30 protein-coding genes and 1 other annotated feature are annotated in these 25,993 nt (G+C 48.8%); all 30 genes read left to right on the forward strand.

The features are described from left to right. Positions 1-31 precede the first annotated feature (31 nt). The 30 genes from rplK (at position 32) to EV294_RS29005 (ending at position 25,962) form a co-directional block, all read left to right on the forward strand. On the forward strand, positions 32-457 hold the full coding sequence (gene rplK, locus EV294_RS28860) for a 50S ribosomal protein L11 (RefSeq protein WP_015847239.1): 426 nt from the start codon (positions 32-34) through the stop codon (positions 455-457). Between the two features lie 140 nt (positions 458-597). Further along, complete coding sequence (gene rplA / locus EV294_RS28865; protein ID WP_132313310.1) at positions 598-1,290, forward strand: 50S ribosomal protein L1; 693 nt, start codon at positions 598-600, stop codon at positions 1,288-1,290. Between the two features lie 19 nt (positions 1,291-1,309). Further along, positions 1,310-1,462: a sequence feature (ribosomal protein L10 leader region), on the forward strand. Positions 1,463-1,522: 60 nt separating this feature from the next. Beyond that, on the forward strand, positions 1,523-2,026 hold the full coding sequence (gene rplJ, locus EV294_RS28870) for a 50S ribosomal protein L10 (RefSeq protein WP_015847237.1): 504 nt from the start codon (positions 1,523-1,525) through the stop codon (positions 2,024-2,026). A gap of 91 nt (positions 2,027-2,117) precedes the next feature. Further along, a complete protein-coding gene (rplL, locus tag EV294_RS28875) occupies positions 2,118-2,477 on the forward strand; it encodes a 50S ribosomal protein L7/L12 (RefSeq protein WP_127497473.1) in 360 nt (119 codons plus the stop codon). Between the two features lie 101 nt (positions 2,478-2,578). Continuing rightward, a complete protein-coding gene (locus EV294_RS28880) occupies positions 2,579-3,184 on the forward strand; it encodes a class I SAM-dependent methyltransferase (RefSeq protein ID WP_132313312.1) in 606 nt (201 codons plus the stop codon). Between the two features lie 293 nt (positions 3,185-3,477). Beyond that, on the forward strand, positions 3,478-7,041 hold the full coding sequence (gene rpoB / locus EV294_RS28885; RefSeq protein ID WP_127497477.1) for a DNA-directed RNA polymerase subunit beta: 3,564 nt from the start codon (positions 3,478-3,480) through the stop codon (positions 7,039-7,041). 122 nt (positions 7,042-7,163) lie between these two features. Further along, a complete protein-coding gene (rpoC, locus tag EV294_RS28890) occupies positions 7,164-10,763 on the forward strand; it encodes a DNA-directed RNA polymerase subunit beta' (RefSeq protein ID WP_481856100.1) in 3,600 nt (1,199 codons plus the stop codon). Between the two features lie 251 nt (positions 10,764-11,014). After that, on the forward strand, positions 11,015-11,245 hold the full coding sequence (locus EV294_RS28895) for a ribosomal L7Ae/L30e/S12e/Gadd45 family protein (RefSeq protein WP_132313316.1): 231 nt from the start codon (positions 11,015-11,017) through the stop codon (positions 11,243-11,245). A gap of 156 nt (positions 11,246-11,401) precedes the next feature. Beyond that, positions 11,402-11,821, forward strand: a complete 420-nt coding sequence (rpsL, locus tag EV294_RS28900) for a 30S ribosomal protein S12 (protein WP_132313318.1) — start codon at positions 11,402-11,404, stop codon at positions 11,819-11,821. 64 nt (positions 11,822-11,885) lie between these two features. Beyond that, a complete protein-coding gene (gene rpsG, locus EV294_RS28905) occupies positions 11,886-12,356 on the forward strand; it encodes a 30S ribosomal protein S7 (protein WP_132313320.1) in 471 nt (156 codons plus the stop codon). A gap of 53 nt (positions 12,357-12,409) precedes the next feature. Then, on the forward strand, positions 12,410-14,485 hold the full coding sequence (fusA, locus tag EV294_RS28910; RefSeq protein WP_132313322.1) for an elongation factor G: 2,076 nt from the start codon (positions 12,410-12,412) through the stop codon (positions 14,483-14,485). Positions 14,486-14,600: 115 nt separating this feature from the next. After that, on the forward strand, positions 14,601-15,791 hold the full coding sequence (gene tuf, locus EV294_RS28915) for an elongation factor Tu (RefSeq protein WP_127497486.1): 1,191 nt from the start codon (positions 14,601-14,603) through the stop codon (positions 15,789-15,791). Between the two features lie 181 nt (positions 15,792-15,972). Then, the gene (locus EV294_RS28920) at positions 15,973-17,031 is read left to right on the forward strand and encodes an ABC transporter substrate-binding protein (protein WP_132313324.1); all 1,059 of its coding nucleotides are present in this window, start codon (positions 15,973-15,975) and stop codon (positions 17,029-17,031) included. Between the two features lie 121 nt (positions 17,032-17,152). Beyond that, a complete protein-coding gene (locus tag EV294_RS28925) occupies positions 17,153-18,016 on the forward strand; it encodes an ABC transporter permease (RefSeq protein WP_208403675.1) in 864 nt (287 codons plus the stop codon). Next, positions 18,016-18,810, forward strand: coding sequence for an ABC transporter ATP-binding protein (locus EV294_RS28930; protein ID WP_015847225.1), 795 nt, complete (start codon positions 18,016-18,018; stop codon positions 18,808-18,810). The genes EV294_RS28925 and EV294_RS28930 overlap by 1 nt, the downstream gene beginning before the upstream one ends. Positions 18,811-19,225: 415 nt before the next feature. Then, complete coding sequence (rpsJ, locus tag EV294_RS28935; protein ID WP_006676490.1) at positions 19,226-19,534, forward strand: 30S ribosomal protein S10; 309 nt, start codon at positions 19,226-19,228, stop codon at positions 19,532-19,534. 39 nt (positions 19,535-19,573) lie between these two features. After that, entirely contained in the window at positions 19,574-20,197 is a 624-nt protein-coding gene (gene rplC, locus EV294_RS28940) for a 50S ribosomal protein L3 (RefSeq protein WP_132313328.1), read from the forward strand. A 27-nt stretch (positions 20,198-20,224) separates the two neighbouring features. Continuing rightward, positions 20,225-20,848 carry a 50S ribosomal protein L4 gene (gene rplD, locus EV294_RS28945; protein ID WP_132313330.1) on the forward strand — a complete coding sequence of 208 codons (624 nt, stop codon included), beginning with the start codon at positions 20,225-20,227 and terminating at the stop codon, positions 20,846-20,848. Next, positions 20,848-21,141 carry a 50S ribosomal protein L23 gene (gene rplW / locus EV294_RS28950; protein ID WP_127497493.1) on the forward strand — a complete coding sequence of 98 codons (294 nt, stop codon included), beginning with the start codon at positions 20,848-20,850 and terminating at the stop codon, positions 21,139-21,141. Before rplD ends, rplW begins: the two co-directional genes overlap by 1 nt. 17 nt (positions 21,142-21,158) lie before the next feature. After that, the gene (rplB, locus tag EV294_RS28955; RefSeq protein WP_132313332.1) at positions 21,159-21,989 is read left to right on the forward strand and encodes a 50S ribosomal protein L2; all 831 of its coding nucleotides are present in this window, start codon (positions 21,159-21,161) and stop codon (positions 21,987-21,989) included. Positions 21,990-22,055: 66 nt separating this feature from the next. After that, the gene (gene rpsS, locus EV294_RS28960) at positions 22,056-22,334 is read left to right on the forward strand and encodes a 30S ribosomal protein S19 (protein ID WP_127497498.1); all 279 of its coding nucleotides are present in this window, start codon (positions 22,056-22,058) and stop codon (positions 22,332-22,334) included. Positions 22,335-22,376: 42 nt separating this feature from the next. Next, the gene (gene rplV, locus EV294_RS28965) at positions 22,377-22,712 is read left to right on the forward strand and encodes a 50S ribosomal protein L22 (protein ID WP_015847219.1); all 336 of its coding nucleotides are present in this window, start codon (positions 22,377-22,379) and stop codon (positions 22,710-22,712) included. A 13-nt stretch (positions 22,713-22,725) separates the two neighbouring features. Next, positions 22,726-23,388, forward strand: coding sequence for a 30S ribosomal protein S3 (rpsC, locus tag EV294_RS28970; RefSeq protein ID WP_015847218.1), 663 nt, complete (start codon positions 22,726-22,728; stop codon positions 23,386-23,388). A 2-nt stretch (positions 23,389-23,390) separates the two neighbouring features. Continuing rightward, complete coding sequence (rplP, locus tag EV294_RS28975; protein ID WP_015847217.1) at positions 23,391-23,825, forward strand: 50S ribosomal protein L16; 435 nt, start codon at positions 23,391-23,393, stop codon at positions 23,823-23,825. Next, positions 23,815-24,015, forward strand: coding sequence for a 50S ribosomal protein L29 (rpmC, locus tag EV294_RS28980; RefSeq protein ID WP_091190718.1), 201 nt, complete (start codon positions 23,815-23,817; stop codon positions 24,013-24,015). Before rplP ends, rpmC begins: the two co-directional genes overlap by 11 nt. Positions 24,016-24,073: 58 nt before the next feature. After that, positions 24,074-24,337: a 30S ribosomal protein S17 gene (gene rpsQ / locus EV294_RS28985; protein ID WP_015847215.1), complete on the forward strand. Its 264-nt coding sequence runs from the start codon at positions 24,074-24,076 to the stop codon at positions 24,335-24,337. A 48-nt stretch (positions 24,338-24,385) separates the two neighbouring features. Beyond that, positions 24,386-24,754 carry a 50S ribosomal protein L14 gene (gene rplN / locus EV294_RS28990; protein ID WP_015847214.1) on the forward strand — a complete coding sequence of 123 codons (369 nt, stop codon included), beginning with the start codon at positions 24,386-24,388 and terminating at the stop codon, positions 24,752-24,754. A gap of 68 nt (positions 24,755-24,822) precedes the next feature. Beyond that, positions 24,823-25,176, forward strand: coding sequence for a 50S ribosomal protein L24 (gene rplX, locus EV294_RS28995; RefSeq protein WP_208403667.1), 354 nt, complete (start codon positions 24,823-24,825; stop codon positions 25,174-25,176). 31 nt (positions 25,177-25,207) lie between these two features. Then, complete coding sequence (gene rplE / locus EV294_RS29000; protein WP_091190722.1) at positions 25,208-25,750, forward strand: 50S ribosomal protein L5; 543 nt, start codon at positions 25,208-25,210, stop codon at positions 25,748-25,750. 26 nt (positions 25,751-25,776) lie between these two features. Further along, positions 25,777-25,962, forward strand: coding sequence for a type Z 30S ribosomal protein S14 (locus tag EV294_RS29005; RefSeq protein WP_015847211.1), 186 nt, complete (start codon positions 25,777-25,779; stop codon positions 25,960-25,962). The last annotated feature ends 31 nt before the right edge of the window (positions 25,963-25,993 follow it).

Raw genomic sequence — 25,993 nt, forward strand, 5'->3', positions numbered from 1 at the left:
TTGGAATTACTTGTGTAAGGAGGTGTAAGTCATGGCAAAAAAGGTTATCAAAATGGTCAAACTGCAAGTTCCTGCAGGTAAAGCTAATCCGGCTCCGCCGATTGGTCCGGCACTTGGTCAAGCAGGCGTTAACATTATGGCGTTCTGTAAAGAATTCAATGCTCGTACTGCAGATCAAGCGGGATTGATTATCCCGGTTGTTATCACAGTGTTTGAAGACCGTTCCTTCACTTTCGAAACGAAAACTCCACCGGCAGCAGTATTGCTCCGCGTTGCGGCAGGTATCGAAAAAGGTTCCGGTGAACCAAACAAAAAGAAAGTTGCTACGGTTAAACGTTCGAAAGTTCGTGAAATCGCCGAGCAAAAAATGCCTGACCTGAATGCAGCTTCCGTTGAGGCAGCGATGCTTATGATTGAAGGTACTGCACGCAGCATGGGTGTTACAATCGTTGACTAATTGTGTGACTGACCGCTTGCGGTCGGTTATCACATGGGCAGCCGAACAGGCGCAGCCCGGCGAAGCATTGCGCTTCGTTTAAGTGGGAGGAGTCCCAATAGGGGAATTTTCCGCTACAACCACAAAGGAGGAAAACTCAAATGGCTAAACACGGCAAAAAGTATGTAGAAGCTGCTAAGCTGATTAACAGCGAAGCTACTTACGAGTCTTTGGAAGCAATCGAGCTTGTGAAGAAAGCCGCTACAGCGAAATTCGACGAGTCCGTTGAAGTAGCTGTGCGTCTGGGCGTTGACCCTCGTAAACAAGACCAAGCGGTTCGTGGCGTTGTTGTACTTCCGCATGGTACTGGTAAAACAAAACGTGTTCTGGTATTCGCGAAAGGCGATAAAGCAAAAGAAGCTGAAGCTGCTGGCGCTGATTTCGTTGGCGATTCCGACATGATCAACAAAATCCAACAAGGCTGGTTCGAATTCGACGTCTGCGTAGCTACGCCGGACATGATGGCTGAAGTTGGTAAACTGGGTCGTATCCTCGGCGGTAAAGGCCTTATGCCTAACCCTAAAGCGGGTACGGTAACATTCGACGTTACTAAAGCTGTTCAAGAAATCAAAGCTGGTAAAATCGAATACCGTCTTGATAAAGCAGGTCAAATCCATGCTCCTATCGGCAAGGTTTCCTTCGACGCAGAAAAACTTAACGAAAACCTTAAGTCTCTGATCGATGCTCTGAACCGTGCTAAACCGGCAGCAGCTAAAGGGGTTTACCTGAAAAACATCTCCGTTTCTTCGACAATGGGCCCTGGCGCTCGCGTCAACGTAGCGGCTTACCGCTAAGTTTCACGAGAACGGAAATTAAATTCGAATACGCATACCGTAGACAGTAGGTGCCGCAAGGCTTAATTTCCTACCGAGGTGTTATGATAAATACAGCTTGCGCGTGATTAACTTCACGGCAGCGATATATCATGGCCTTCGCAGTCGCTGTGGAGGCCTTTCTCATGCACCCTAGGCTTTAGGAAGCTCGTCATATAAACGGGATGTACAACTATTACAGGAGGTGTACAGTTTGGCTAACGTTAAAATCATCCAAGAGAAACAACAAGCGGTTGAAGAAATCACAGCGAAGCTTCGTGAGAGCTCCAGCACTGTTGTTGCTGACTACCGCGGATTGAACGTTGCGCAAGTAACTGAACTTCGTAAACAACTGCGTGAAGCAGGTGTTGAGTTCCAAGTTCTGAAAAACTCGCTCGTTCGCCGTGCGACTGAAGCTGCGGAATTGTCCGATCTGAACAGCATTCTGGTTGGTCCTACAGCCATTGCTTTCAGCGTGAACGATGCTGTAGCACCAGCGAAAATCTTGAACGATTTCGCTAAAAAGAACGACGCCCTGAAACTTAAAGGCGGCGTTGTTGAAGGTAAAGTAGTAGGTGCGCAAGAGATTAAAGCACTGGCGGAACTTCCGTCCCGCGAAGGCTTGCTCTCCATGCTCCTCAGCGTCCTGCAAGCTCCAATGCGCAACTTCGCGCTTGCGGTTAAAGCAGTCGGCGAGCAAAAAGAAGCACAAGCTTAAGTTAAACCGTCGTTTATGTAAACGAACAGCCGACCTTCCCCGGAAGGCGGCGTAAAACCAAAAAAAATCAACCACTTTCGGAGGTATAACCATGTCTAAAGAGCAAATCTTAGAAGCAATCAAAGTTATGACTGTTCTTGAACTGAACGATCTTGTTAAAGCAATCGAAGAAGAATTCGGCGTTACAGCTGCTGCACCAGTTGCAGTAGTAGCAGGCGGCGCAGCAGAAGTTGCTGAGCAAACTGAATTCGACGTTATCCTTAACAACGCTGGCGCTTCCAAAATCAACGTAATCAAAGTGGTTCGCGAAATCACTGGTCTGGGCCTGAAAGAAGCTAAAGACCTGGTTGACGGCGCTCCTAAACCAATCAAAGAAAAAGTTGGCAAAGAAGAAGCAGAAGCGGTTAAAGCTAAGCTTGAAGAAGCTGGCGCTGCTGTAGAAGTGAAGTAATTTCGCTTCAAGCTATAATAACGGGCCCCTTGAAACGTCACGTTTCAAGGGGTTCGTTGCATGTTCAAGACTTGTAGCTCAAGAGGCAGGAGGCCAAAAGAATGTCGGACCACTATTACTCCCAAACGCCGGGAGTGAAGCATGATAGGCAAGTGCATGAAGCAAAGCTTCGGGGATTCGCTCTGCGGTTTGTGACGGATGCTGGCGTATTCTCGAAATCTGGCGTCGATTATGGCAGCCGCGTGCTGCTGGATGCGCTCGTTCTGGAGCCGTCTGCTAGAGTGCTTGATGTCGGGTGCGGTTACGGGCCCATCGGATTAACCGCGGCTAAGCTTGCGCCGGAGGGGCATGTAACCATGATCGACATTAATGAACGTGCGGTTGAACTGTCGAAAGAGAATGCAAAGCTTAACGGCATTACGAATGTTACGGTTGTCCAAAGCGATATCTATGAATCGGTGAAGGATAACCGTTACGATGTGATCTTGACCAACCCTCCTATCAGGGCAGGCAAACAGGTCGTCCATCGTATTTTTGAAGAGGGGTACAACCTATTAAATCCCGGCGGCAAGATGTGGGTCGTTATTCAGAAGAAGCAGGGCGCACCTTCAGCGGAGGCCAAGCTGGAAGCGCTGTTTGGCGATGTGGAAGAAGTAACGAAGGAAAAAGGCTATCGGATATTTTTAGCAACAAAATCTATGGCTTGATTTTCTTGACTTGACTTTTCAGATATGATAGTATTATTAAATGTCAGCATTAAATTGGGCTCAATCTCTTTAGCTAACTAAAATGTCAAGTGCGAATTTTGGCGCGGAATGCATATTTCTTGCACATTTGACGTATAATGTTTACATTTTGGGCAAAATTACTTGATATGGAACCATCGCGCCGCGCTGCGTTTGGTTGGCTGCCGGAACACGCTCTTTTTTCGAACTATTCGATAAGGGCTTTTCTTTATTTAAAGTAGTGACGCAGTAGATATCGATGCTGTGAGACAGACATGAGGGGTGAGGTTAAGTTGGCAGGACAACTTGTTCAGTATGGTCGGCGCACGCGGAGAAGTTACGCCCGGATCAACGAGGTGCTGGAAGTCCCGAACCTGATTGAAATCCAACAAAAATCGTACGAAAAATTCTTGGATAACGACTTGCTTGAGTTGTTCCAGGATATTTCGCCGATTCAGGACTTTACGGGCAATCTATCGCTTGAGTTTATCGACTATAGCTTGGGCGAACCGAAATATTCGGTCGATGAATCAAAGGAACGCGATGTGACGTACGCTGCTCCACTGCGCGTTAAAGTACGGCTCTTCAACAAAGAAACCGGCGAAGTGAAGGAACAAGAAGTGTTCATGGGCGACTTCCCGCTGATGACAGAGACCGGTACGTTCATTATTAACGGGGCGGAACGTGTTATTGTCAGCCAGTTGGTTCGATCCCCAAGTGTGTACTTCAGCACGAAGGTTGATAAGAACGGGAAGAAAACATACACGGCAACGGTAATTCCGAATCGCGGAGCTTGGCTCGAGCTTGAGACGGATGCTAAGGACATCATTTACGTTCGTATTGACCGGACCCGGAAAATACCGGTGACGGTGCTTTTGCGCGCTCTTGGTTTCGGAACCGACGCTGAGATCTTAGAATTGCTCGGCCATGACGAGTATATTCGCAACACGCTGGATAAAGACAACACAGATTCGACGGAGAAAGCGTTAATTGAAATCTATGAACGCCTTCGTCCAGGCGAACCGCCTACTTTGGACAATGCGAAGAGCTTGCTTGTTGCTCGTTTCTTTGATCCAAAGCGTTACGACCTGGCTAACGTCGGCCGTTACAAAATAAACAAAAAGCTTCACATCAAGAACCGACTGTTTAACCAACGTCTTGCTGAGACGCTGGTTGATCCGGGTACGGGCGAGATTATCGCGGAAGCTGGCCAAATGATTGACCGCCGCCTGCTGGACGAGATCCTCGACAAGCTGGAGAAGAACGTCGGCTTCAAAACCTACCATGTTGCTAATGGTGTGCTGGATGCTGATAGCATTCCACTTCAAGCGATCAGTGTATACTCGCCGCTTGACGACGCAAAGGTTATCAAAGTCATCTCCAATGGCGTTATTGATAAATCCGTTAAGCATATTACGCCGGCGGACATCATTTCGTCCATCAACTATTTCATCAACCTCCTTCACGGAGTAGGCAATACGGACGATATCGACCATCTGGGCAACCGTCGTCTGCGTTCTGTAGGCGAACTGCTTCAGAATCAATTCCGTATCGGTCTTTCCCGTATGGAGCGCGTTGTGCGCGAAAGAATGTCGATTCAAGATGCTAACGCGATTACGCCTCAAGCCTTGATCAACATTCGCCCTGTAATCGCATCGATCAAAGAGTTCTTCGGCTCCTCTCAGCTCTCGCAGTTCATGGACCAAACGAACCCGCTGGCGGAACTGACGCACAAACGTCGTTTGTCTGCTCTCGGTCCGGGCGGTTTGACGCGTGAGCGCGCTGGCTTCGAAGTGCGGGACGTCCATCACTCCCACTACGGGCGTATGTGTCCAATCGAAACGCCGGAGGGTCCGAACATCGGTCTGATCAACTCCTTGTCGACGTTTGCACGCATTAACGAGTATGGCTTCATCGAAGCGCCTTATCGTTGGGTAGATCCGAAGACGGGCATCGTAACCGAGCAAATCTCGTATTTGACGGCTGACGAAGAAGACAACTACGTAGTAGCGCAAGCGAACGCGAAGTTGACGGAAGAAGGCAAATTTGTCGATGACAGTGTCATCGTACGTTACAATAAGCAAGCAGATAACATCTTGACCATGCCAAGCGAACGCGTTGACTATATGGACGTATCGCCTAAGCAGGTTGTGTCGGTTGCGACGGCGCTCATTCCGTTCTTGGAAAATGACGACTCCAACCGTGCGCTCATGGGATCCAACATGCAGCGTCAGGCCGTTCCGCTTCTTATTCCTAAAGCGCCACTCGTTGGTACGGGAATGGAACACAAATCGGCGAAAGACTCCGGTGTATGTATTGTATCCAAATATGACGGTGTTATTGAACGAGTATCGGCAAACGAAATTTGGCTGCGCCGTACGGAAATGCTGGATGGCAAGCAAGTGGTTGGCGATCTCGTGAAACATAAGCTGCATAAGTTTATGCGTTCCAACCAAGGAACATGTATTAACCAACGTCCGCTTGTGCGCAAAGGCGAAGTGATCAAGAAAGGCGATATTCTCGCTGACGGTCCTTCTACGGAGCAAGGCGAATTGGCGCTGGGCCGCAACGTTGTCGTTGCGTTCATGACTTGGGAAGGCTACAACTACGAGGATGCGATTCTTCTTAGCGAGAAGCTGGTGAAAGAGGATGTTTACACCTCCATTCACATTGAAGAATACGAATCCGAAGCCCGCGATACGAAGCTTGGACCGGAAGAAATTACGCGCGACATTCCGAATGTCGGCGAAGAAGCGCTGAAAAACCTCGACGAACGCGGCATTATCCGCGTTGGTGCAGAGATCGGCGCCGGCGATATCCTCGTTGGTAAAGTAACTCCTAAAGGCGTTACGGAGCTGACGGCGGAAGAGCGCCTTCTTCACGCAATCTTTGGCGAGAAAGCTCGTGAAGTGCGCGATACATCGCTTCGCGTACCGCATGGTACCGACGGTATCGTCGTAGACGTTAAAGTATTTACCCGCGAGAACGGCGATGAGCTTCCACCGGGCGTGAATCAGCTGGTTCGTGTATATATTGCTCAAAAACGTAAAATTTCCGAAGGCGACAAAATGGCAGGACGCCACGGTAATAAAGGGGTTATCGCCCGCATTATGCCGGAGGAAGATATGCCGTTCTTGCCAGACGGCACGCCGGTCGAAGTCGTGTTGAACCCGCTCGGCGTACCATCGCGGATGAACATCGGTCAGGTACTCGAAGTCCATCTTGGTATGGCTTGTAAGCGTCTTGGTCTTCATGCCGCAACGCCGGTATTCGACGGCGCGCGCGAGTATGACGTATTCGATACGATGGAAGAAGCCGGCATGCAGCGCAACGGTAAAACGATTCTGTACGATGGACGTACGGGCGAATCGTTTGAACGCGAAGTTACGGTTGGCGTCATGTACATGATCAAACTGGCGCACATGGTCGACGATAAAATCCATGCCCGCTCGACGGGTCCTTACTCTCTCGTTACGCAGCAGCCTCTGGGCGGTAAAGCTCAATTCGGCGGCCAGCGCTTCGGCGAGATGGAGGTTTGGGCGCTTGAGGCCTATGGCGCAGCCTACACGCTTCAAGAGATTCTTACGGTCAAATCCGACGACGTGGTCGGCCGCGTGAAGACGTACGAATCGATCGTGAAGGGCGAGAACGTTCCGGAGCCAGGCGTTCCAGAATCGTTCAAGGTATTGATCAAAGAGCTTCAGTCCCTTGGTATGGACGTCAAGATCCTTACCGAGAATGAAGAAGAGATCGAAATGAAAGAAATCGATGACGAAGATGACGGAACAAGCGATAAGCTTAACCTCAACTTAGAAGGTGCCGAAGCCGGCGCTGAATAAGCTTTGAATAAAAGGCTGCTCGTCCTTCTTAACCGGAGGGCGTGCAGCCGCCAATTTGTACGACATAGCCATACATGACGAAGGAGGGTTGCTCCTTGTTGGACGTGAACAACTTCGAGTATATGAAAATCGGGCTTGCCTCGCCTGATAAAATTCGCTCTTGGTCCCGCGGAGAAGTCAAAAAACCGGAGACGATCAACTATAGGACGTTAAAACCGGAGAAAGAGGGTCTTTTCTGCGAAAAGATCTTCGGGCCTACAAAAGACTGGGAATGTCATTGCGGTAAATACAAACGCGTTCGTTATAAAGGCGTTGTCTGCGACCGCTGCGGCGTTGAAGTTACACGCGCGAAAGTACGCCGCGAGCGTATGGGCCATATCGAGCTTGCTGCTCCAGTATCTCATATCTGGTACTTTAAAGGCATTCCAAGCCGTATGGGCCTTGCGCTTGATATGTCGCCTCGTTCCCTCGAGGAGATCATTTATTTTGCATCCTATGTTGTGACCGATCCAGGTGATACGCCGCTTGAGAAAAAACAGCTGCTGTCGGAGAAAGAATACCGCAGCTACCGTGAAAAATACGGTTATGGCTTCCAAGCGAGCATGGGTGCCGAAGCCGTTAAGAAATTGCTTCAGGACATCGATGTAGAGAAAGAACTGGAGACACTGAAAGAAGAATTGCGTACGGCCCAAGGCCAACGACGCAATCGTGCGATTAAGCGTCTTGAAGTCATCGAAGCCTTCCGTAACTCCGGCAATGAGCCGGAATGGATGATTCTCGACGTGCTTCCGGTTATTCCGCCAGAGCTTCGTCCGATGGTGCAGCTGGACGGCGGACGTTTTGCAACGTCTGACCTGAACGACCTGTACCGCCGCGTTATCAACCGTAACAACCGTTTGAAACGCTTGCTTGACCTGGGCGCTCCGGACATTATCGTTCAGAACGAGAAGCGCATGCTGCAAGAAGCCGTTGACGCTCTCATCGATAACGGCCGTCGCGGCCGTCCGGTAACAGGCCCGGGCAATCGTCCTTTGAAATCTCTCAGCCACATGCTGAAAGGTAAACAAGGCCGTTTCCGTCAGAACTTGCTCGGTAAACGGGTTGACTACTCTGGTCGTTCCGTTATCGTCGTAGGTCCAAACCTGAAAATGTTCCAGTGCGGTCTTCCGAAAGAAATGGCGCTGGAGCTGTTCAAGCCTTTCGTTATGAAAGAGCTTGTGAATAAAGGTCTGGCTCACAATATCAAGAGCGCAAAACGCAAAGTTGAACGCGTAAGCCCGGAAGTTTGGGACGTTCTTGAAGAAGTCATCAAGGAGCATCCGGTTCTTCTTAACCGTGCCCCTACGCTTCACCGTCTCGGTATCCAGGCGTTCGAACCGATTCTGGTTGAAGGCCGCGCCATTAAGCTTCACCCGCTCGTATGTACCGCTTATAACGCGGACTTCGACGGTGACCAAATGGCCGTTCACGTACCGTTGTCGGCAGAGGCACAAGCCGAAGCACGACTCCTGATGCTCGCATCGGGCAACATTTTGAACCCGAAAGACGGCAAGCCGGTTGTTACGCCATCCCAGGATATGGTTCTCGGATCATACTACTTGACGATGGACAACAAAGAAGCAAAAGGCTCCGGCTCGGTGTTCGCTACCGTGAACGAAGCAATTTCCGCGTATCAACGCGGTATTGTATCGCTTCATGCGCGCGTATTCGTGCCTGCTAAAGTACTGAAGAAAACCATCTTTACGGAGCAGCAGCAGAACTCCCTGATTTGTACGACTGTCGGTAAAGTCATTTTCAACGAAATCTTCCCGGAGGATTTCCCTTACATCAACGAAGCTTCCAAAGTGAACTTGCTGCAAGGTACGCCGGATAAGTATTTTGTTTATGAAAAAGGCAGCGACTTGAACAAAATCATGAATGAGTTGCCAATTGCCGGCGGTGTCGGCAAGGAGTATCTCGGCAACATCATCGGCGAGTGTTTCCGTATCTACCATACAACTTTGACATCGGTTATTCTTGACCGGATCAAGCAGCTTGGCTTTACGTACTCCACCCGTGCCGGCATTACCGTTGCGGTAGCGGACGTTGTCGTTCCGGAGGAAAAAGTCGAGATTCTGAAGGAATCGGATGCTAAAGTAGCAGTCGTTATGAATCAGTACCGTCGCGGTCTGATTACAAACGACGAACGTTATGACCGTGTTATCGAAATTTGGAGCAAATCGAAAGACCAAATTACCGATATCCTCATGAAATCGATGGACCGTTACAATTCCATCATGCTCATGGTGGACTCCAAAGCACGGGGTAACAAATCGCAGATCGCCCAGCTTGGCGGTATGCGCGGTCTGATGGCGAACCCGTCCGGCCGTATCATCGAGTTGCCAATCAAATCGAACTTCCGTGAAGGCCTTACCGTCCTCGAGTACTTCATCTCGACGCACGGTGCGCGTAAAGGTCTGGCCGATACGGCGCTTCGTACAGCTGACTCGGGTTACTTGACCCGTCGTCTCGTAGACGTTGCGCAGGACGTTATCGTCCGCGAAGACGATTGCGGTACCGACAAAGGCTTTACGGTTAGCAAAATTCAAGACGGCAAAGAGGTTATCGAGGATCTGTACGACCGTATCGAAGGCCGTTACTCGTTCGAAACGATTCGTCATCCGAAAACGGGTGAGGTTATCGTTAAGAAAAGCGAGCTGATCGACTCCGGCAAAGCCGATGCGATTATCGATGCAGGTATCGAGAAGCTTCAAATCCGTTCCGTTCTTAGCTGTCGCGCGCGTCATGGCGTATGTAAAGTATGCTATGGCCGTAACTTGGCGACTGGCAAGCACGTAGAGATCGGCGAAGCGGTTGGCATTATCGCTGCGCAATCCATCGGCGAACCGGGAACACAGCTGACGATGCGTACATTCCATACCGGCGGCGTTGCCGGCGACGATATTACGCAAGGTTTGCCGCGTATCCAGGAGCTTTTCGAGGCGCGTAATCCGAAAGGTCAAGCGATCATTACCGAGCTCGACGGTGTAGTTAAAGAAATTCGCGAGGCGAAAGACCGCCGCGAAATCGAAGTGCAAGGCGAAGCGGAAACGAAAGTCTACGCGATTACGTACGGCTCGCGTATCCGCGTAACCGAAGGCCAGCAAATCGAAGCAGGCGACGAGCTTACAGACGGTTCGATCGACCCTAAAGATATGCTGCGCATTAAAGGTATCCGCGGCGTGCAAAACTACATTTTGCAAGAAGTACAGCGCGTATACCGTAACCAAGGCGTAGAAATCAACGACAAGCACGTTGAGGTTATGGTTAAGCAAATGCTTCGCAAAATCCGTATTGTCGACGCAGGCGACACTACGCTTCTTCCAGGCGCATTTGTTGACATCCACGAATACGAAGCGGCTAACCGCGAAGCGATCTTTGCGGGTCTCGAGCCTGCGGTTGCGAAGCCGGTATTGCTTGGTATTACGAAGGCGTCCCTTGAGACAGATTCGTTCTTGTCCGCGGCATCGTTCCAAGAAACGACCCGCGTCCTGACCGACGCTGCTATCAAAGGCAAAGTCGACCAATTGTTAGGCCTGAAAGAGAACGTTATTATCGGTAAGCTGATCCCAGCTGGTACGGGTATGAACCGTTACCGCAGCATCAAGCTGGTAGGCCTTGAAGACGAGCCGGAAGCAACTGCAGAAGGCGAATTGGAATCCGAACCCGTAACGATCGAATAGGAACCGCATATTGTTGCAATAGATGAGGAGAGCGCGGCATTCGGCAGGGATGGTTGGTCTTCCCTGTTGATGCCCGCTCTTTTACATGTATAATAATTGATGGGCCTTACCTTTAACCGTGTAAATGAGTTAACCAAAACTTTGCAATCGGACAGAGTACATTACAGCTTGACACTTCTAGTTGTAAGTGATACTATATCGAAGTGTGCCTAATTGTATGATCGCTCTACCGCAAAAGGAAAGGTGATTTCATGCAGTTTAAGGTTGGCGCGAAACAGACGACTAAGATGCTTGAACAGAGTAAAGCTATCGAAGTCTATGTGGCTCGTGATGCAGATCCGCGGATGAGAGAGAAGATCGTTCATCTGTGCGAGCGGTTGAGTGTTCCGGTCAAGTGGATAGATACGATGCAAGAACTCGGGGAAACCTGCGGGATTGATGTCGGAGCCGCTATGGCAGCGCTCATACTTGATGAAGAATAAAGTAGACTCTATTTTTGTTGGTGCAGAATTGAAAGATGATGGGCTGACAGAAATTTTTATTTGTTCTTTTATGAACCGCCTGGATCTGTGGGCTTAATTAATTGGGTAAAATGTCTTGCCATTAATAAGACATAATCATGGGAAGGGGGTGGCAACATGCCAACAATTAACCAGCTGGTCCGCAAAGGCCGCCAAGCTAAAGTCGTAAAATCCAAATCGCCTGCTTTGCAAAGAGGTTTTAACGCCTTGAAACGTGAAGCAACGAACATCAGCGCTCCGCAAAAACGCGGTGTGTGCACTCGTGTAGGTACAATGACTCCGAAGAAACCGAACTCCGCACTTCGTAAATACGCGCGCGTACGTTTGACGAACCGCGTAGAAGTAACGGCGTACATTCCAGGTATCGGTCACAACCTGCAAGAACACAGCGTTGTATTGATCCGTGGTGGACGCGTAAAAGACCTTCCGGGTGTACGTTACCATATCGTTCGCGGCGCATTGGATACTGCGGGTGTTAACAACCGTAACCAAGCTCGTTCGAAATACGGTACTAAACGTCCTAAAGTTAAAAAATAATATTAGCAACTAGTTCGGATAAATATTCGGATATTGCGACTAACTAAGAAAGGGGGACTTTCTCATGCCACGCAAAGGTCCTGTTACAAAACGCGACGTATTGCCGGATCCGGTTTACAATAGCAAACTGGTTACCCGCCTTATCAACCGCATCATGATCGACGGCAAACGCGGCGTTGCTCAAACGCTGTTGTATGATGCTTTCACGCTGATCCAAGAACGCACGGGTAAAGATCCAATGGAAGTGTTCGAAGAAGCGTTGAAAAACATCATGCCTGTACTCGAGGTTAAAGCTCGTCGTGTCGGCGGTTCTAACTACCAAGTACCGGTTGAAGTTAAACCAGAGCGTCGTACATCGCTTGGTCTCCGTTGGCTCGTGAACTATTCGCGTAACCGCGGCGAAAAAACGATGGAAGAGCGTCTGGCAGCTGAAATCATGGACGCATCGAACAACACTGGCGCATCCGTGAAGAAGCGCGAAGACACACACAAAATGGCAGAAGCGAACAAAGCGTTTGCTCACTACCGTTGGTAGGATTCTAACCAAAATGTTTGAGTTTAACTCAAAACACGAGAGGAGACAAATTCATGTCTAGAGAGTTCTCCTTGAATAATACGCGTAACATCGGGATCATGGCGCATATCGATGCTGGTAAAACAACAACCACTGAGCGTATCTTGTTCTATACAGGCCGTACTCATAAAATCGGTGAAGTGCATGAAGGCGCTGCAACGATGGACTGGATGGAGCAAGAGCAAGAGCGCGGTATCACAATTACGTCTGCCGCGACTACTGCTCAATGGAAAGGCAACCGCATCAATATTATCGACACCCCGGGGCACGTTGACTTCACAGTAGAAGTTGAACGTTCCCTGCGCGTATTGGATGGGGCCGTTGGCGTATTCAGTGCCAAAGAAGGCGTTGAGCCACAGTCTGAAACGGTATGGCGTCAAGCTGACCGTTACGGCGTTCCACGGATCGCCTACATCAACAAGATGGACATCATCGGTGCAGACTTCCTAAATGTTGTTAAAGACATGCGCGAGCGTCTGCAGGCGAATGCTGTCGCGATTCAATTGCCGATCGGCGCTGAGAGTGATTTCCTCGGCGTTGTCGACATTATCGAACGCGTAGCTTACAAGTACAAAGACGATCTCGGAAGAGATCCTGAGCAAGTTGAGATTCCTGCCGAGTTGGTTGACCAAGTAGAAGAGCTTCGCACGGAGCTGATCGAAAAGGTAGCCGAGCTGGACGAAGAATTGACTATGAAATATCTGGAAGGCGAAGAAATTACGATTCCAGAAATTAAAGCAGCGCTTCGCAAAGGCGTTTGTGAAGTTAAGATCTTCCCGGTTATCGCAGGTTCCTCGTACCGTAACAAAGGTGTTCAAATGATGCTGGACGCAGTAGTAGACTACCTGCCATCCCCGCTCGACGTACCTGCTATCAAAGGTACACTCGAAGACGGCGAAGAGTCGGTACGTCATTCTTCCGACGAAGAGCCGTTCGCGGCACTCGCGTTCAAAATCATGACTGACCCTTACGTTGGTAAATTGACGTTCTTCCGTGTATACTCGGGTATCCTGAAGTCCGGTTCGTATGTTCTTAACGCAACTAAGAACAAACGTGAGCGGATCGGACGTATCCTGCAGATGCATGCGAACAGCCGTCAAGAGATTTCGGAAGTTTACTCCGGCGATATCGCTGCTGCAGTAGGTCTGAAAGATACCATTACAGGCGACACGCTGTGCGATGAGAAGAACCCGATCATTCTTGAATCGATGAACTTCCCTGAGCCGGTTATCTCGGTAGCTATCGAACCAAAAACGAAAGCTGACCAAGACAAGCTTGGTATCGCAATCTCCAAACTGGCTGAAGAAGATCCAACGTTCCGTGCTCACACGGATGAAGAAACGAACCAAACGATCATCTCCGGTATGGGTGAGCTTCACCTTGAAATCCTGGTTGACCGTATGCTTCGCGAATTCAAAGTTGAGACTAACGTTGGTAAACCTCAAGTAGCTTACCGCGAGACGTTCCGTACTGCGGCTAAAGTTGAAGGTAAATTCGTTCGTCAGTCCGGCGGTAAAGGTCAATATGGTCATTGTTGGGTTGAATTCACTCCGCAAGAGCCAGGTCAAGGCTTCGTATTCGAGAATAAAGTTGTTGGTGGATCGATTCCTCGTGAATTTATCGCTCCAATCCAAGCTGGTATCGAAGAGTCGATGAAGAACGGCGTACTCGCTGGCTTCCCGCTCGTTGATGTTAAAGCAACTGTATTCGACGGATCGTACCATGACGTTGACTCCTCGGAGATGGCGTTCAAAATCGCTGGTTCCATGGCGCTTAAAGCTGCTAAGGAAAAATGTAACCCAGTTCTTCTTGAGCCAATCATGAAGGTTGAAGTTACAGTACCAGAAGAGTACATGGGCGACGTTATGGGCATGCTGAACTCCCGTCGCGGTCGTATCGAAGGTATGGATACTCGTGCAGGCGCACAAATCATCCGTGCTAAGGTACCTCTTGCAGAGATGTTCGGTTACTCCACAACTCTTCGTTCCGGTACGCAAGGCCGTGGCGTATTCTCCATGGAGCTCTCGCACTATGAAGAAGTACCACGTTCGATCTCGGAAGAGATTATCGCGAAAAACAAAGGCGCTTAATTTTTAAGCCCTTAAATTCATACCTTTGGTATGCAAGGCCGGGCACAAATACCTTTAGGCATTTGTGTTTGGCCCACACATAAAATTTCAGTTATATTAAGGAGGATTAAGTTCAATGGCAAAGGCTAAATTTGAACGTAATAAACCGCACGTAAATATCGGTACTATCGGTCACGTCGACCATGGTAAAACTACTTTGACTGCTGCTATCACTACTGTACTTTCCAAAAAATACGGTGGCGCGGCAATCGCTTTCGACCAAATCGACAAAGCTCCTGAAGAGCGCGAGCGCGGTATCACGATCTCGACAGCTCACGTTGAGTATGAGACTCCTAACCGTCACTATGCTCACGTTGACTGCCCAGGTCACGCCGACTACGTTAAAAACATGATCACTGGTGCTGCTCAAATGGACGGCGCTATCCTGGTTGTATCCGCAGCTGACGGCCCTATGCCGCAAACTCGCGAGCACATCCTTCTGTCCCGCCAAGTAGGCGTACCTTACATCGTTGTATTCCTGAACAAATGCGACATGGTTGAAGACGAAGAGCTTCTTGAACTGGTTGAGATGGAAGTTCGCGACCTTCTTAACGAGTACGAGTTCCCAGGCGACGACACTCCAATCATCCGTGGTGCAGCTCGTGAAGCTCTGCAAAACCCAGATGGTCCTTGGGCTGACAAAATCGTTGAACTGTTCGAACAAGTTGACACTTACATCCCAACTCCTGAGCGCGACACAGCTAAGCCTTTCCTGATGCCTGTCGAGGACGTATTCACAATCACTGGCCGCGGTACAGTTGCTACTGGCCGTATCGACCGTGGTGTGGTTAAAGTTGGCGACGAGGTTGAAATCGTTGGTCTGGCTGAAGAAACTCGCAAATCCGTTGTTACGGGCGTAGAAATGTTCCGTAAACTGATGGATTCCGCTCAAGCGGGCGACAACATCGGCGCACTGCTTCGTGGTGTAGACCGTAAAGACATCGAGCGTGGTCAAGTACTGGCTAAACCGGCTTCGGTTAAACCACACACTAACTTCACTGCTCAAATCTACGTTCTGACTAAAGAAGAGGGTGGCCGTCATAAGCCTTTCTTCACTGGTTACCGTCCACAATTCTATTTCCGTACAACTGACGTAACAGGTATCATCAACCTGCCAGAAGGTACAGAAATGGTTATGCCTGGCGACAACATCACAGTTACTGTAGAACTGATCGCTCCAATCGCGGTTGAAGAAGGAACTCGTTTCTCCATCCGTGAAGGCGGCCGTACTGTAGGCGCTGGCGCTGTTGCAACTATCCAAAAATAATTAGGTGCGGCATTAGCCGCGCTTTAAGAAACCCTCTGCCTCGGCAGAGGGTTTTTTAATTTCCAGATAAAACCCACCATTGACGTATATCTTTACATGCCATTAGAATTAATGGATAAGCGTCTATCGACGTTATTCGAAGTATTCAGACAAATATCCAACTGGGAGGGGCAAACTAGAAATGAAAAAGAAATGGTTGGTACCGCTTGCTTTAGTACTTTTGCTCGTTACAGCAGCATGTGGAAACAGTGGCAAAAGCAACAACGAAAACAGCAGCTCCGGCAACGCCGCAAACGCAGCTAATTCGGATGCGAAGAAATCGTATAAGATCTCGATTTCTCAGATTGTTGAACATCCTTCGCTCGACGCAACGAAGGAAGGTTTTCTTGCAGCGTTGAAGGATGCCGGTTTTGTTGAAGGGGATAATTTGACGGTAGACTTTAACACCGCGCAAGGCGATCAAACGAATAACCTGTCGATCGCTCAAAAAATCGCCGGCGCAAAAGCCGATCTGGCTCTTGGTATCGCAACTCCATCGGCACAGGCGCTTGTGCAAGCCTACACGAATGCGGGCAACAAGGGTCCGGTATTGTTCGCAGCCGTAACGGATCCGCTTTCCGCTGATCTGGTTTCCGATCTGGATGCTCCCGGAGGCAACGTAACTGGCGCTTCCGATACGAATCCAGATGCGGCCGTACAGCTGATGGATTTCATTGCAGCTAATTTCCCTAACGTGAAGAAGGTTGGCTTGGTTATCAACAAAGGCGAGAGCAACGCGGTTGTTATGGCTGCTACCGCTAAAGAAGCACTTGCTAAACACAACATCGAATTGATCGAGGCACCGGTTACAAACACTTCCGAAGTAAAACAAGCCGGTGAATCGCTGATCGGTAAAGTAGACGCCATGTACATCACGCTTGATAACGTAGTCGTATCCGGCGTAGACGCGCTATTGCAATTGGCGAAGCAAAACCATATCCCGTTCTTCTCCAGTGACCGCGATACGGTTGAGAAAGGCGCTTTTGCTACTGTAGGCTTCAAATACTACGACCATGGATACCAAGTAGGCCAAATGGCCGCTGAAATCCTGAAGGGTAAAAATCCGGGCGAGATGAAAGTGACGAAGCCGGACAAGCTGGATCTGATTCTGAACCTGAAGGCGGCTGCCGATGAAGGTATCACGGTAACGGACGCCATGAAAGCCGGAGTTAAAGATCCGGATAACAATATCATTCAATAACAAGTTGAGAACGGGGTAAACGCTCCCTTGCGTTCATCCCGTTCTCTTATTATGTGGAGGAGGTGCCCCGGTGCCAGTATGGTTAAATGGTGCTTTTGAGCTAGGTTTGCTTTATTCCTTAATGGCTCTAGGCGTCTATATTACATTTCGCATCCTTGATTTTCCCGATCTCACGGTTGACGCAAGCTTTACAACCGGAGCAGGGGTAGCAGCAGTTCTCATAACGAACGGCACTTCGCCATGGCTCGCATGCCTTGCGGCATTTGGCGCCGGAGCTGCCGCAGGTGCGATTACAGGCTTGCTGCACACGAAAGGCAAAATCAACGGATTGTTATCCGGTATTCTAATGATGATCGCGCTCTATTCCGTCAACATGCGGATTATGGGCAAGCCGAACATCGGACTTATGGGATCGGATATCTCGACTGTTTTTTCGGGAGTCAAGGTACTTGTGCTTATGCCGATTGTCGTTGTTATTATTAAGGTACTGCTTGATTTGTTCTTCAAGACGGATCTTGGTTTGAGTCTTCGCGCAACAGGCGACAACGAGCGGATGATCCGCAGCTTTGGCACCAATACAGACACGACAAAGATTATGGGCATTGCTTTATCGAACGGTTTGGTTGCATTGTCGGGTTCTTTCGTAGCCCAGCAAAGCGGATTCGCCGATATTACGATGGGTGTCGGGATGATCGTTATCGGTCTCGCATCGGTTATTATCGGTGAAGCTCTGTTTGGAGCAAAAACCGTATTCCGGGCGACGCTGGCCGTTGTGCTAGGCTCGATTGTCTACCGCATTATTATCGGCCTTGCTTATCAAAGCGATTTCTTCGAAGCATCCGATCTTAAACTGATCACAGCGGTTATCGTCATTATCGCGCTTGTCTTCCCGTCTTTGCAGAAATCGTGGAAACAAAAGAGATTGGCCCAAAAACGCACAGCGTCTCTTTTGAATAGCGTTGAACAAAAGGGGGGCGGACGCTGATGCTGGAAATATCCAAGGTATCAAAGCTTTTTAACCCGGGGACATTAGATGAAAAGACGGCACTCGTGAATACGAACCTGGCGATGAAGCCGGGAGATTTCATTACGGTTATCGGCAGTAATGGCGCGGGCAAGTCGACACTGATGAATATCATTTCAGGCGTAATGAAGCCCGACACAGGAGAGGTCCGAATCGAGGGCAAAAATATTAGCAATCTGCCGGAATTCCGCAGAAGCAAATGGATTGGCCGCGTGTTCCAGGATCCTATGGCCGGTACCGCGCCACGGATGTCCATTGAGGAGAATCTGGCGATGGCCTATACACGCGGGAAGCAGCGCGGTTTCTCGCTTAGCATCAACCGTGGACGGCGCGCTATTTTCCGGGAGCAGCTTTCTCGTCTCGGTATCGGACTCGAGAATCGCTTAAGCGCCAAGGTTGGCCTCTTGTCCGGCGGTGAACGTCAGGCGCTTAGCCTTCTGATGGCTACCTTTACGAAACCGCAGATTCTTTTGCTCGACGAGCATACGGCTGCTCTTGACCCGGCACGTGCGGAGCTCATCACGACATTAACCGAAACGCTTGTGCGCGAGATGAACCTGACAACCTTGATGGTGACTCACAACATGGAACAGGCGATCCGTCTCGGCAACCGGCTCATCATGATGGATAAAGGCAGAATCATTCTTGAGGTTAACGAAGACAGGAAAAAAGATCTGACGGTAGAACGTCTGCTTGGCGAGTTCGAACAGATCAGCGGCAAAAAAATGGCCGACGACCGTGTCGTCCTTGGCTAATCGTTCTTTCAAGAGACGCAATGGCGAATTTCGCTGTTGCGTTTCTTCTATTATATAGAAGCTATTTATTAGGTCAAATATATAGAAGCTATTTATTAGGTCAAAAATGGATTTGAGAGTTTGTACATAATCGTGTAATATAGGCGAAGTGGAAAACACGGTTCGTCCAAGGCGGCGGACGCGGGAAAGTCGAACATAAATCGTTGTTGCGCCAAGCTGAGTAAAGATAGGAAAAGAGATAACTTTTCCCTTGCATTTGCCCAGCTGTTTCGGTATAATATTGACTGTTGGTCTGTGACGTTGCGATGATGTGAGAGGTTGCCGACACACCCGGCCCCTTTGCCATGGGGCATGTGCCGGGTTTTCTCACGGAGTATGTCCGATAATAAATTGGGCGATAGAAGGAGGGACTTATATGGCAAAGCAAAAGATTCGTATTCGCTTGAAAGCATACGATCACAGAATTCTTGATCAATCCGCTGAGAAAATCGTGGAAACAGCAAAACGTTCCGGTGCAGGCGTATCCGGGCCGATTCCGCTTCCTACGGAAAAGCAAGTCATCACAATTCTCCGTGCGGTGCACAAGTACAAGGATTCCCGGGAGCAATTCGAAATGCGTACACATAAACGCTTGATCGATATTGTTAACCCAACGCCGCAAACGGTTGATGCGTTGATGCGCCTGGATTTACCATCCGGTGTAGATATCGAAATCAAACTGTAATAAGCATAACTGATCATTGAAAGGAAAAGAGGTGTCAACATGAAAGGTATCTTAGGGAAAAAACTTGGTATGACGCAAGTGTTTACCGCTGAAGGTAACGTCGTTCCTGTAACGGTTATCGAAGCTGGTCCTTGTGTAGTTCTCCAGAAGAAAGATCAAGAGAACGATGGTTATGAAGCCGTACAACTCGGTTTCTCCGATAAGAAAGAAGCTAGAGCGATCAAGCCGGAAATCGGCCACGCAAAGAAAGCTAATGCAGCTCCTAAGCGCTACGTTCGTGAAATTCGCGGAATTAACTTGGGCGAATATGAAGTTGGCCAAGAAGTGAAGGCTGATTTGTTCGCAGAGGGCGAGTTTGTTGACGTAACAGGTATTTCGAAAGGTAAAGGCTTCGCCGGCGTTATCAAACGTTGGGGACAAAGCACGGGTCCTATGGCTCACGGTTCCCGTTACCATCGTGGTCCTGGTTCCATGGGTTCGATTCAAGCGAACCGCGTACCAAAAGGCAAACACCTTCCTGGTCACATGGGCCATGAGACAGTTACGATTCAAAAACTCGAAATTATCCGTGTAGACGCTGAGCGCAATGTGATCCTTGTTAAAGGCTCCATTCCAGGTCCTAAAAACGGTTTCGTAAAAGTAAAACAAACAGTTAAGAACTAATTGCTTACAAGAAAGGAGGAACAAGAAATGCCTAAAGTTACAGTATTTAACGTGAGTGGCTCTGAAGTTGGTGAAATCGAATTGGCGGACAGCGTATTCGGTATCGAGCCTAACTCTCATGTTCTGCATAGCGCTGTACTGCTTCAGCAAGCTGCTGAGCGTGCAGGCACGCACAAAACAAAAGGACGCTCCGAAGTACGCGGCGGCGGTCGTAAGCCTTGGAAACAAAAAGGTACTGGCCGTGCTCGTCAAGGTAGCATTCGTTCGCCACAATGGGTTGGCGGCGGTACAGTATTTGGACCGACTCCGCGCTCTTATGGCTTTAAACTTCCTAAGAAGGTTCGCCGTCTGGCGATTAAATCCGCATTGTCTTCCAAAGTGATCGCTAACGAGATCGTCGTTCTTGATCAATTAGCATTCGCGGCTCCTAAAACGAAGGAATTCGCAGCAATCTTGAACAACCTGAAAGCTGATCGCAAAGCGCTTGTTGTTTTGCCAGCTTATGATGACAATGTAGCATTGTCCGCTCGCAATATCCCAGGCGTGAAATTCGTCGCTGCTGACGGCATTAATGTTCTGGACGTATTAGTGCATGACAAGCTCATCATCACGAAAGAAGCGGTAGAGAAAGTACAGGAGGTGTTTGCATAATGAAAAATCCTCGCGATATTATCAAACGCCCTGTTATTACGGAGCGCACTAGCGACTTCATGGCGGTTAAACGCTACGTGTTCGAAGTTGACCTTCGTGCGAACAAAACCGAAATTAAAGATGCTATCGAGCAAATCTTTAAAGTAAAAGTAACGAGCGTTAATACAATGCGTGTTGCAGGTAAGCCGAAGCGTTACGGCAAGTACAACGGCTACCGTCCTGATTGGAAAAAAGCAATCGTTCAGCTGAGCGCTGACAGCAAAGAGCTTGAGTTCTTTGAAACGTCTGTATAGAAAAGGAGGGAAACAAAGTGCCAATCAAAAAGTATAAACCGACTTCCCCGGCTCGTCGTAACATGTCCGTTTCGACTTTTGAAGAGATCACAACAAGCACACCGGAGAAATCCTTGCTTGCTCCGCTTTTCAAAAAAGCTGGTCGTAATAACCAAGGTAAAATTACAGTTCGTCACCATGGCGGCGGACATAAACGTAAATACCGTATCATCGACTTCAAACGTACAAAAGATGGTGTTGTAGGTAAAGTTGCTTCGGTCGAGTACGATCCAAACCGTACTTCCAACATCGCTCTGATTCACTACGTTGATGGTGAGAAAGCTTACATCATCGCACCTAAAGGTCTGAAAGTCGGCGATCAAGTTGTTTCCGGTCCTGATGCTGACATCAAAATCGGTAACGCTTTGCCACTTATCAACATTCCAGTGGGTACAGTTATCCACAACATCGAACTGAAACCAGGCAAAGGCGGACAATTGGTTCGCGCGGCTGGTACAGAAGCTCAACTTCTTGGTAAAGAAGGCGACTATGTATCGATCCGTCTGTCCTCCGGCGAAGTTCGTCGTATTCTGAGCACTTGCCGTGCAACAATCGGTTCCGTTGGCAACGAAGATCACGAACTCGTGAAAATCGGTAAAGCCGGCCGTTCCCGTTGGATGGGCAAACGTCCTGAAGTTCGCGGCGTAGTAATGAACCCGAACGATCACCCACACGGTGGTGGTGAAGGCCGTGCTCCAATCGGTCGTAAATCCCCTATGTCTCCTTGGGGCAAACCGACTCTTGGTTTCAAAACACGCAAGAAGAAAAAAGCATCGAGCCAATATATTATTCGTCGTCGTACGAAGTAATAATCGCTTGGTTGCAAGCTGCGTGACCGATGGTCGCGCTACGTTTCCGCGAAGGGAGGACTCCAAATGGGTCGCAGTTTGAAAAAAGGTCCGTTTATCGACGGCCACCTGCTCAAAAAGGTCGAGGAATTGAACGAAACGAACAAGAAAGTCGTGATCAAGACTTGGTCCCGTCGCTCGACAATTTTCCCACAATTCATCGGTCACACCATTGCAGTCTATGACGGCCGCAAGCATGTACCGGTTTATGTAACGGAAGATATGGTTGGACACAAGTTCGGTGAGTTTGCACCGACTCGTACCTACAAAGGCCATGACGATGACAAGAAAACAGGTAAGAGATAATCTGCCTGAATTATTTTTTAATGTATGAGAGGAGGTTCATCCATGCCAGAAGCTAAAGCGCACGCTAATTTCGTACGCATTGCTCCTCGTAAAGCGCAGCTGGTTGCGGACTTGATCCGTGGCAAGCAAGTAGGTGAAGCGATCGCGATTTTGCGTCATACACCGAAATCTGCTTCCCCAATCCTGGAGAAGTTGCTGAACTCTGCTATTGCTAACGCTGAGCATAACTACCAATTGGACGTGAACAAACTGGTTATCACGCAAGCATTCGTGAACCAAGGTCCGACAATGAAACGTTTCCGCCCTCGTGCAATGGGACGCGCAAGCCGGATCAACAAAAGAACCAGCCACATCACATTGGTTGTATCTGAAAAATAAGGAGGGATAACGTGTGGGTCAAAAGGTAAATCCGGTCGGTCTTCGTATCGGGATTATCCGTGATTGGGAATCCAAATGGTACGCTGGCAAAGACTTCGGCGATCTTCTGTTGGAAGACGTGAAAATTCGTGAATACCTGAAGAACAAACTGAAGGATGCAGCAGTATCCCACATCGAGATCGAGCGCGCGGCTAACCGCGTTAACGTAACGATTAACACTGCTAAGCCAGGCATGGTTATCGGCAAAGGCGGTTCTGAAGTAGAAAGCCTTCGTACGGAGCTTGGCAAAATCACTAAAGGCAAAAAAGTTCACATTAACATTTCCGAAATCAAACAAGCAGATCTGGACGCTATTCTTGTAGCTGAAAGCATCGCGCAACAACTGGAGCGTCGTGTTTCTTTCCGTCGTGCTTTGAAACAAGCGATCCAACGTTCGATGCGTGCAGGCGCTAAAGGGATTAAGACTGCTGTCAGCGGTCGTCTCGGCGGTGCTGAAATTGCTCGTTCGGAAGGCTACAGCGAAGGTACAGTACCGCTTCATACACTGCGCGCAGACATCGACTACGGCACAGCTGAAGCACATACAACTTACGGCCGTATCGGCGTAAAAGTATGGATCTATCGCGGCGAAGTCCTTCCAGCTAAGAAGAAAGCTCCCCAGGAAGGAGGCAACTAATCATGTTGGTACCTAAACGTGTCAAACACCGTAAGCAACAACGCGGAAATATGAGAGGTCGCGCTAAAGGCGGCACTGAAGTAGCTTTCGGCGAATACGGCTTGCAAGCTCTTGAACCAACTTGGATTACGAACCGTCAAATTGAAGCGGCTCGTATCGCAATGACTCGTTATATCAAACGTGGCGGTAAAGTGTGGATTAAAATCTTCCCTCATAAACCGATCACTCAAAAGCCTCTCGAAGTTCGGATGGGTAGCGGTAAAGGTAACGTTGAGAAATGGGTTGCAGTCGTGAAACCAGGCAAGATCATGTTCGAACTGGCTGGTGTTTCCGAAGAAGTCGCTCGTGAAGCGATGCGCCTCGCGTCCCACAAACTGCCGATCAAAACGAAGTTCGTGAAACGCGAAGAAGTAGGTGGTGAAGCAAATGAAAGCTAGTGAATTTCGCAACCTAACCTCTGCTGAGATTGAACAAAAAATCGCTGGTTTTAAAGAAGAGCTTTTCAACCTTCGTTTCCAACTGGCTACTGGCCAACTGGAAAGCCCGACACGTATTCGTGACGTGCGTAAGAATATCGCTCGCGCTAAAACCATTTTGCATGAAAGACAACTCGGTATCAGCAGCTAATTTAGCTGTCCTTGACTCTTGACTTAGGGTTACCAAGGTTTAAGGAAGGAGGAAGAACATGAGCGAACGTAATGCCCGCAAAGTTCAAATCGGTAAAGTCGTTAGCGATAAAATGGACAAAACAATCGTAGTTGCTGTTGAAACATACAAAAAACACGATCTGTACCATAAACGCATCAAATACACGAAAAAGTTCAAAGCGCATGATGAGAACAATCAAGCGAAAATTGGCGATATCGTGAAAATCATGGAGACTCGTCCACTTTCGAAAGACAAACGCTTCAGACTGGTAGAAGTTGTTGAAGTGGCAGTTGTCCTTTAAGATGTTATAATCAGTGAATGAGCATTTTCCCGGAAGGAGGACGTTGAGATGATTCAACCATTTACTCGTTTGCGTGTTGCTGACAACTCCGGAGCTAAAGAACTGATGTGTATTCGTGTTCTTGGCGGTACTGGCCGTCGCGTAGGCGCAATCGGTGACCTGATTGTGTGCTCTGTAAAACAAGCAACACCAGGCGGCGTTGTCAAAAAAGGTGACGTTGTTAAAGCTGTTATCGTTCGTACGAAGCGTGCAGTTCGTCGTAAAGACGGTTCTTACATCGCATTCGATGAGAACGCAGCTGTAATCGTTAAAGAAGATAAGAGCCCGCGCGGTACTCGTATTTTTGGACCTGTTGCCCGTGAGCTTCGCGATAAAGATTTCATGAAAATCGTATCGCTTGCACCAGAGGTTATCTAAGACAAGTGCCCTGGTTTAACAGGGATCGCGATATAGCCTGAAAGCTTAGTGAGCAGGAGGTGTAATCAATGCCAAGACTGAAAAAGATTCTTGAATCGCACAACAACAAGCTGCACGTTAAAAAGGACGACACGGTTATCGTCATCTCCGGTAAGGACAAAGGCAAAAAAGGCCGTGTAATCGCTGCGTATCCGCGTGAGAACCGCGTACTCGTAGAAGGCGTGAACTTTGTTAAAAAGCACACTCGTCCGTCCCAAGTGAACCCACAAGGCGGAATTATCGAGCAAGAAGCTCCAATTCACGTTTCCAACGTGATGCACATTGATCCGAAGAGCGGTAAAGTTACTCGTATCGGATACAAAGTGCTGGACAACGGCAAAAAAGTCCGGGTCGCAAAACGTTCCGGCGAAGTGATCGACTAATCGTTACTGTAGGAAAGGAGGTCCATAAAAAATGGCAGCAAGATTGAAAGATAAATTTCTTAACGAAATTACGCCTGCATTGATGCAGAAGTTTAACTATACGACTGTAATGCAAGTGCCGAAGATCGAGAAAGTTGTCATCAACATGGGTGTTGGCGAAGCGGTTGCTAACTCCAAAGTGCTTGATGTCGCTGTCGACGAGCTTCGTCAAATCTCCGGTCAAAAGCCGGTAGTAACTCGTGCGAAGAAGTCCATCGCGGGCTTTAAGCTTCGTGAGAACATGCCAATCGGGGTTAAAGTAACACTGCGCGGCGAGCGCATGTACTACTTCCTTGACAAGCTGTTCAACATCTCACTTCCACGCGTACGTGACTTCCGCGGTGTATCGACGAAAGCATTCGACGGTCGCGGTAACTACACGCTTGGCCTGAAAGAGCAACTCATCTTCCCAGAGATCGAGTATGATAAAGTTGATAAAGTTCGTGGTATGGACATCGTCATCGTCACGACGGCAAAAACGGACGAAGAATCTCGTGAACTGCTTACCCAAATGGGCATGCCGTTTGCGAAGTAATCCACTTCTAGGAGGTGTAATACCAAGTGGCAAAAACTTCGATGAAAGTGAAGCAACAACGTACACCGAAATTTCAAGTGCGTGCCTATACGCGCTGTGAACGTTGCGGCCGTCCGCACTCTGTTTTGCAAAAGTTTAAAATTTGCCGGATTTGTTTCCGCGAATTAGCATACAAAGGCCAGATTCCTGGCGTTAAAAAAGCAAGCTGGTAATCAGCCTAGTTCGGGAAGGAGGTTAACACAA

The organism is Paenibacillus sp. BK033 (assembly GCF_004345425.1).
Lineage (GTDB): Bacteria > Bacillota > Bacilli > Paenibacillales > Paenibacillaceae > Pristimantibacillus.

Coding starts and splice junctions, on each gene's coding strand:
- rplK (WP_015847239.1), top strand. CDS start 32: ATGGCAAAAAAGGTTATCAAAATGGTCAAACTGCAAGTTCCTGCAGGT.
- rplA (WP_132313310.1), top strand. CDS start 598: ATGGCTAAACACGGCAAAAAGTATGTAGAAGCTGCTAAGCTGATTAAC.
- rplL (WP_127497473.1), top strand. CDS start 2,118: ATGTCTAAAGAGCAAATCTTAGAAGCAATCAAAGTTATGACTGTTCTT.
- EV294_RS28880 (WP_132313312.1), top strand. CDS start 2,579: ATGTCGGACCACTATTACTCCCAAACGCCGGGAGTGAAGCATGATAGG.
- rpoB (WP_127497477.1), top strand. CDS start 3,478: ATGAGGGGTGAGGTTAAGTTGGCAGGACAACTTGTTCAGTATGGTCGG.
- rpoC (WP_481856100.1), top strand. CDS start 7,164: ATGAAAATCGGGCTTGCCTCGCCTGATAAAATTCGCTCTTGGTCCCGC.
- EV294_RS28895 (WP_132313316.1), top strand. CDS start 11,015: ATGCAGTTTAAGGTTGGCGCGAAACAGACGACTAAGATGCTTGAACAG.
- rpsL (WP_132313318.1), top strand. CDS start 11,402: ATGCCAACAATTAACCAGCTGGTCCGCAAAGGCCGCCAAGCTAAAGTC.
- rpsG (WP_132313320.1), top strand. CDS start 11,886: ATGCCACGCAAAGGTCCTGTTACAAAACGCGACGTATTGCCGGATCCG.
- fusA (WP_132313322.1), top strand. CDS start 12,410: ATGTCTAGAGAGTTCTCCTTGAATAATACGCGTAACATCGGGATCATG.
- tuf (WP_127497486.1), top strand. CDS start 14,601: ATGGCAAAGGCTAAATTTGAACGTAATAAACCGCACGTAAATATCGGT.
- EV294_RS28920 (WP_132313324.1), top strand. CDS start 15,973: ATGAAAAAGAAATGGTTGGTACCGCTTGCTTTAGTACTTTTGCTCGTT.
- EV294_RS28925 (WP_208403675.1), top strand. CDS start 17,153: ATGGCTCTAGGCGTCTATATTACATTTCGCATCCTTGATTTTCCCGAT.
- EV294_RS28930 (WP_015847225.1), top strand. CDS start 18,016: ATGCTGGAAATATCCAAGGTATCAAAGCTTTTTAACCCGGGGACATTA.
- rpsJ (WP_006676490.1), top strand. CDS start 19,226: ATGGCAAAGCAAAAGATTCGTATTCGCTTGAAAGCATACGATCACAGA.
- rplC (WP_132313328.1), top strand. CDS start 19,574: ATGAAAGGTATCTTAGGGAAAAAACTTGGTATGACGCAAGTGTTTACC.
- rplD (WP_132313330.1), top strand. CDS start 20,225: ATGCCTAAAGTTACAGTATTTAACGTGAGTGGCTCTGAAGTTGGTGAA.
- rplW (WP_127497493.1), top strand. CDS start 20,848: ATGAAAAATCCTCGCGATATTATCAAACGCCCTGTTATTACGGAGCGC.
- rpsS (WP_127497498.1), top strand. CDS start 22,056: ATGGGTCGCAGTTTGAAAAAAGGTCCGTTTATCGACGGCCACCTGCTC.
- rplV (WP_015847219.1), top strand. CDS start 22,377: ATGCCAGAAGCTAAAGCGCACGCTAATTTCGTACGCATTGCTCCTCGT.
- rplP (WP_015847217.1), top strand. CDS start 23,391: ATGTTGGTACCTAAACGTGTCAAACACCGTAAGCAACAACGCGGAAAT.
- rpmC (WP_091190718.1), top strand. CDS start 23,815: ATGAAAGCTAGTGAATTTCGCAACCTAACCTCTGCTGAGATTGAACAA.
- rpsQ (WP_015847215.1), top strand. CDS start 24,074: ATGAGCGAACGTAATGCCCGCAAAGTTCAAATCGGTAAAGTCGTTAGC.
- rplN (WP_015847214.1), top strand. CDS start 24,386: ATGATTCAACCATTTACTCGTTTGCGTGTTGCTGACAACTCCGGAGCT.
- rplX (WP_208403667.1), top strand. CDS start 24,823: ATGCCAAGACTGAAAAAGATTCTTGAATCGCACAACAACAAGCTGCAC.
- rplE (WP_091190722.1), top strand. CDS start 25,208: ATGGCAGCAAGATTGAAAGATAAATTTCTTAACGAAATTACGCCTGCA.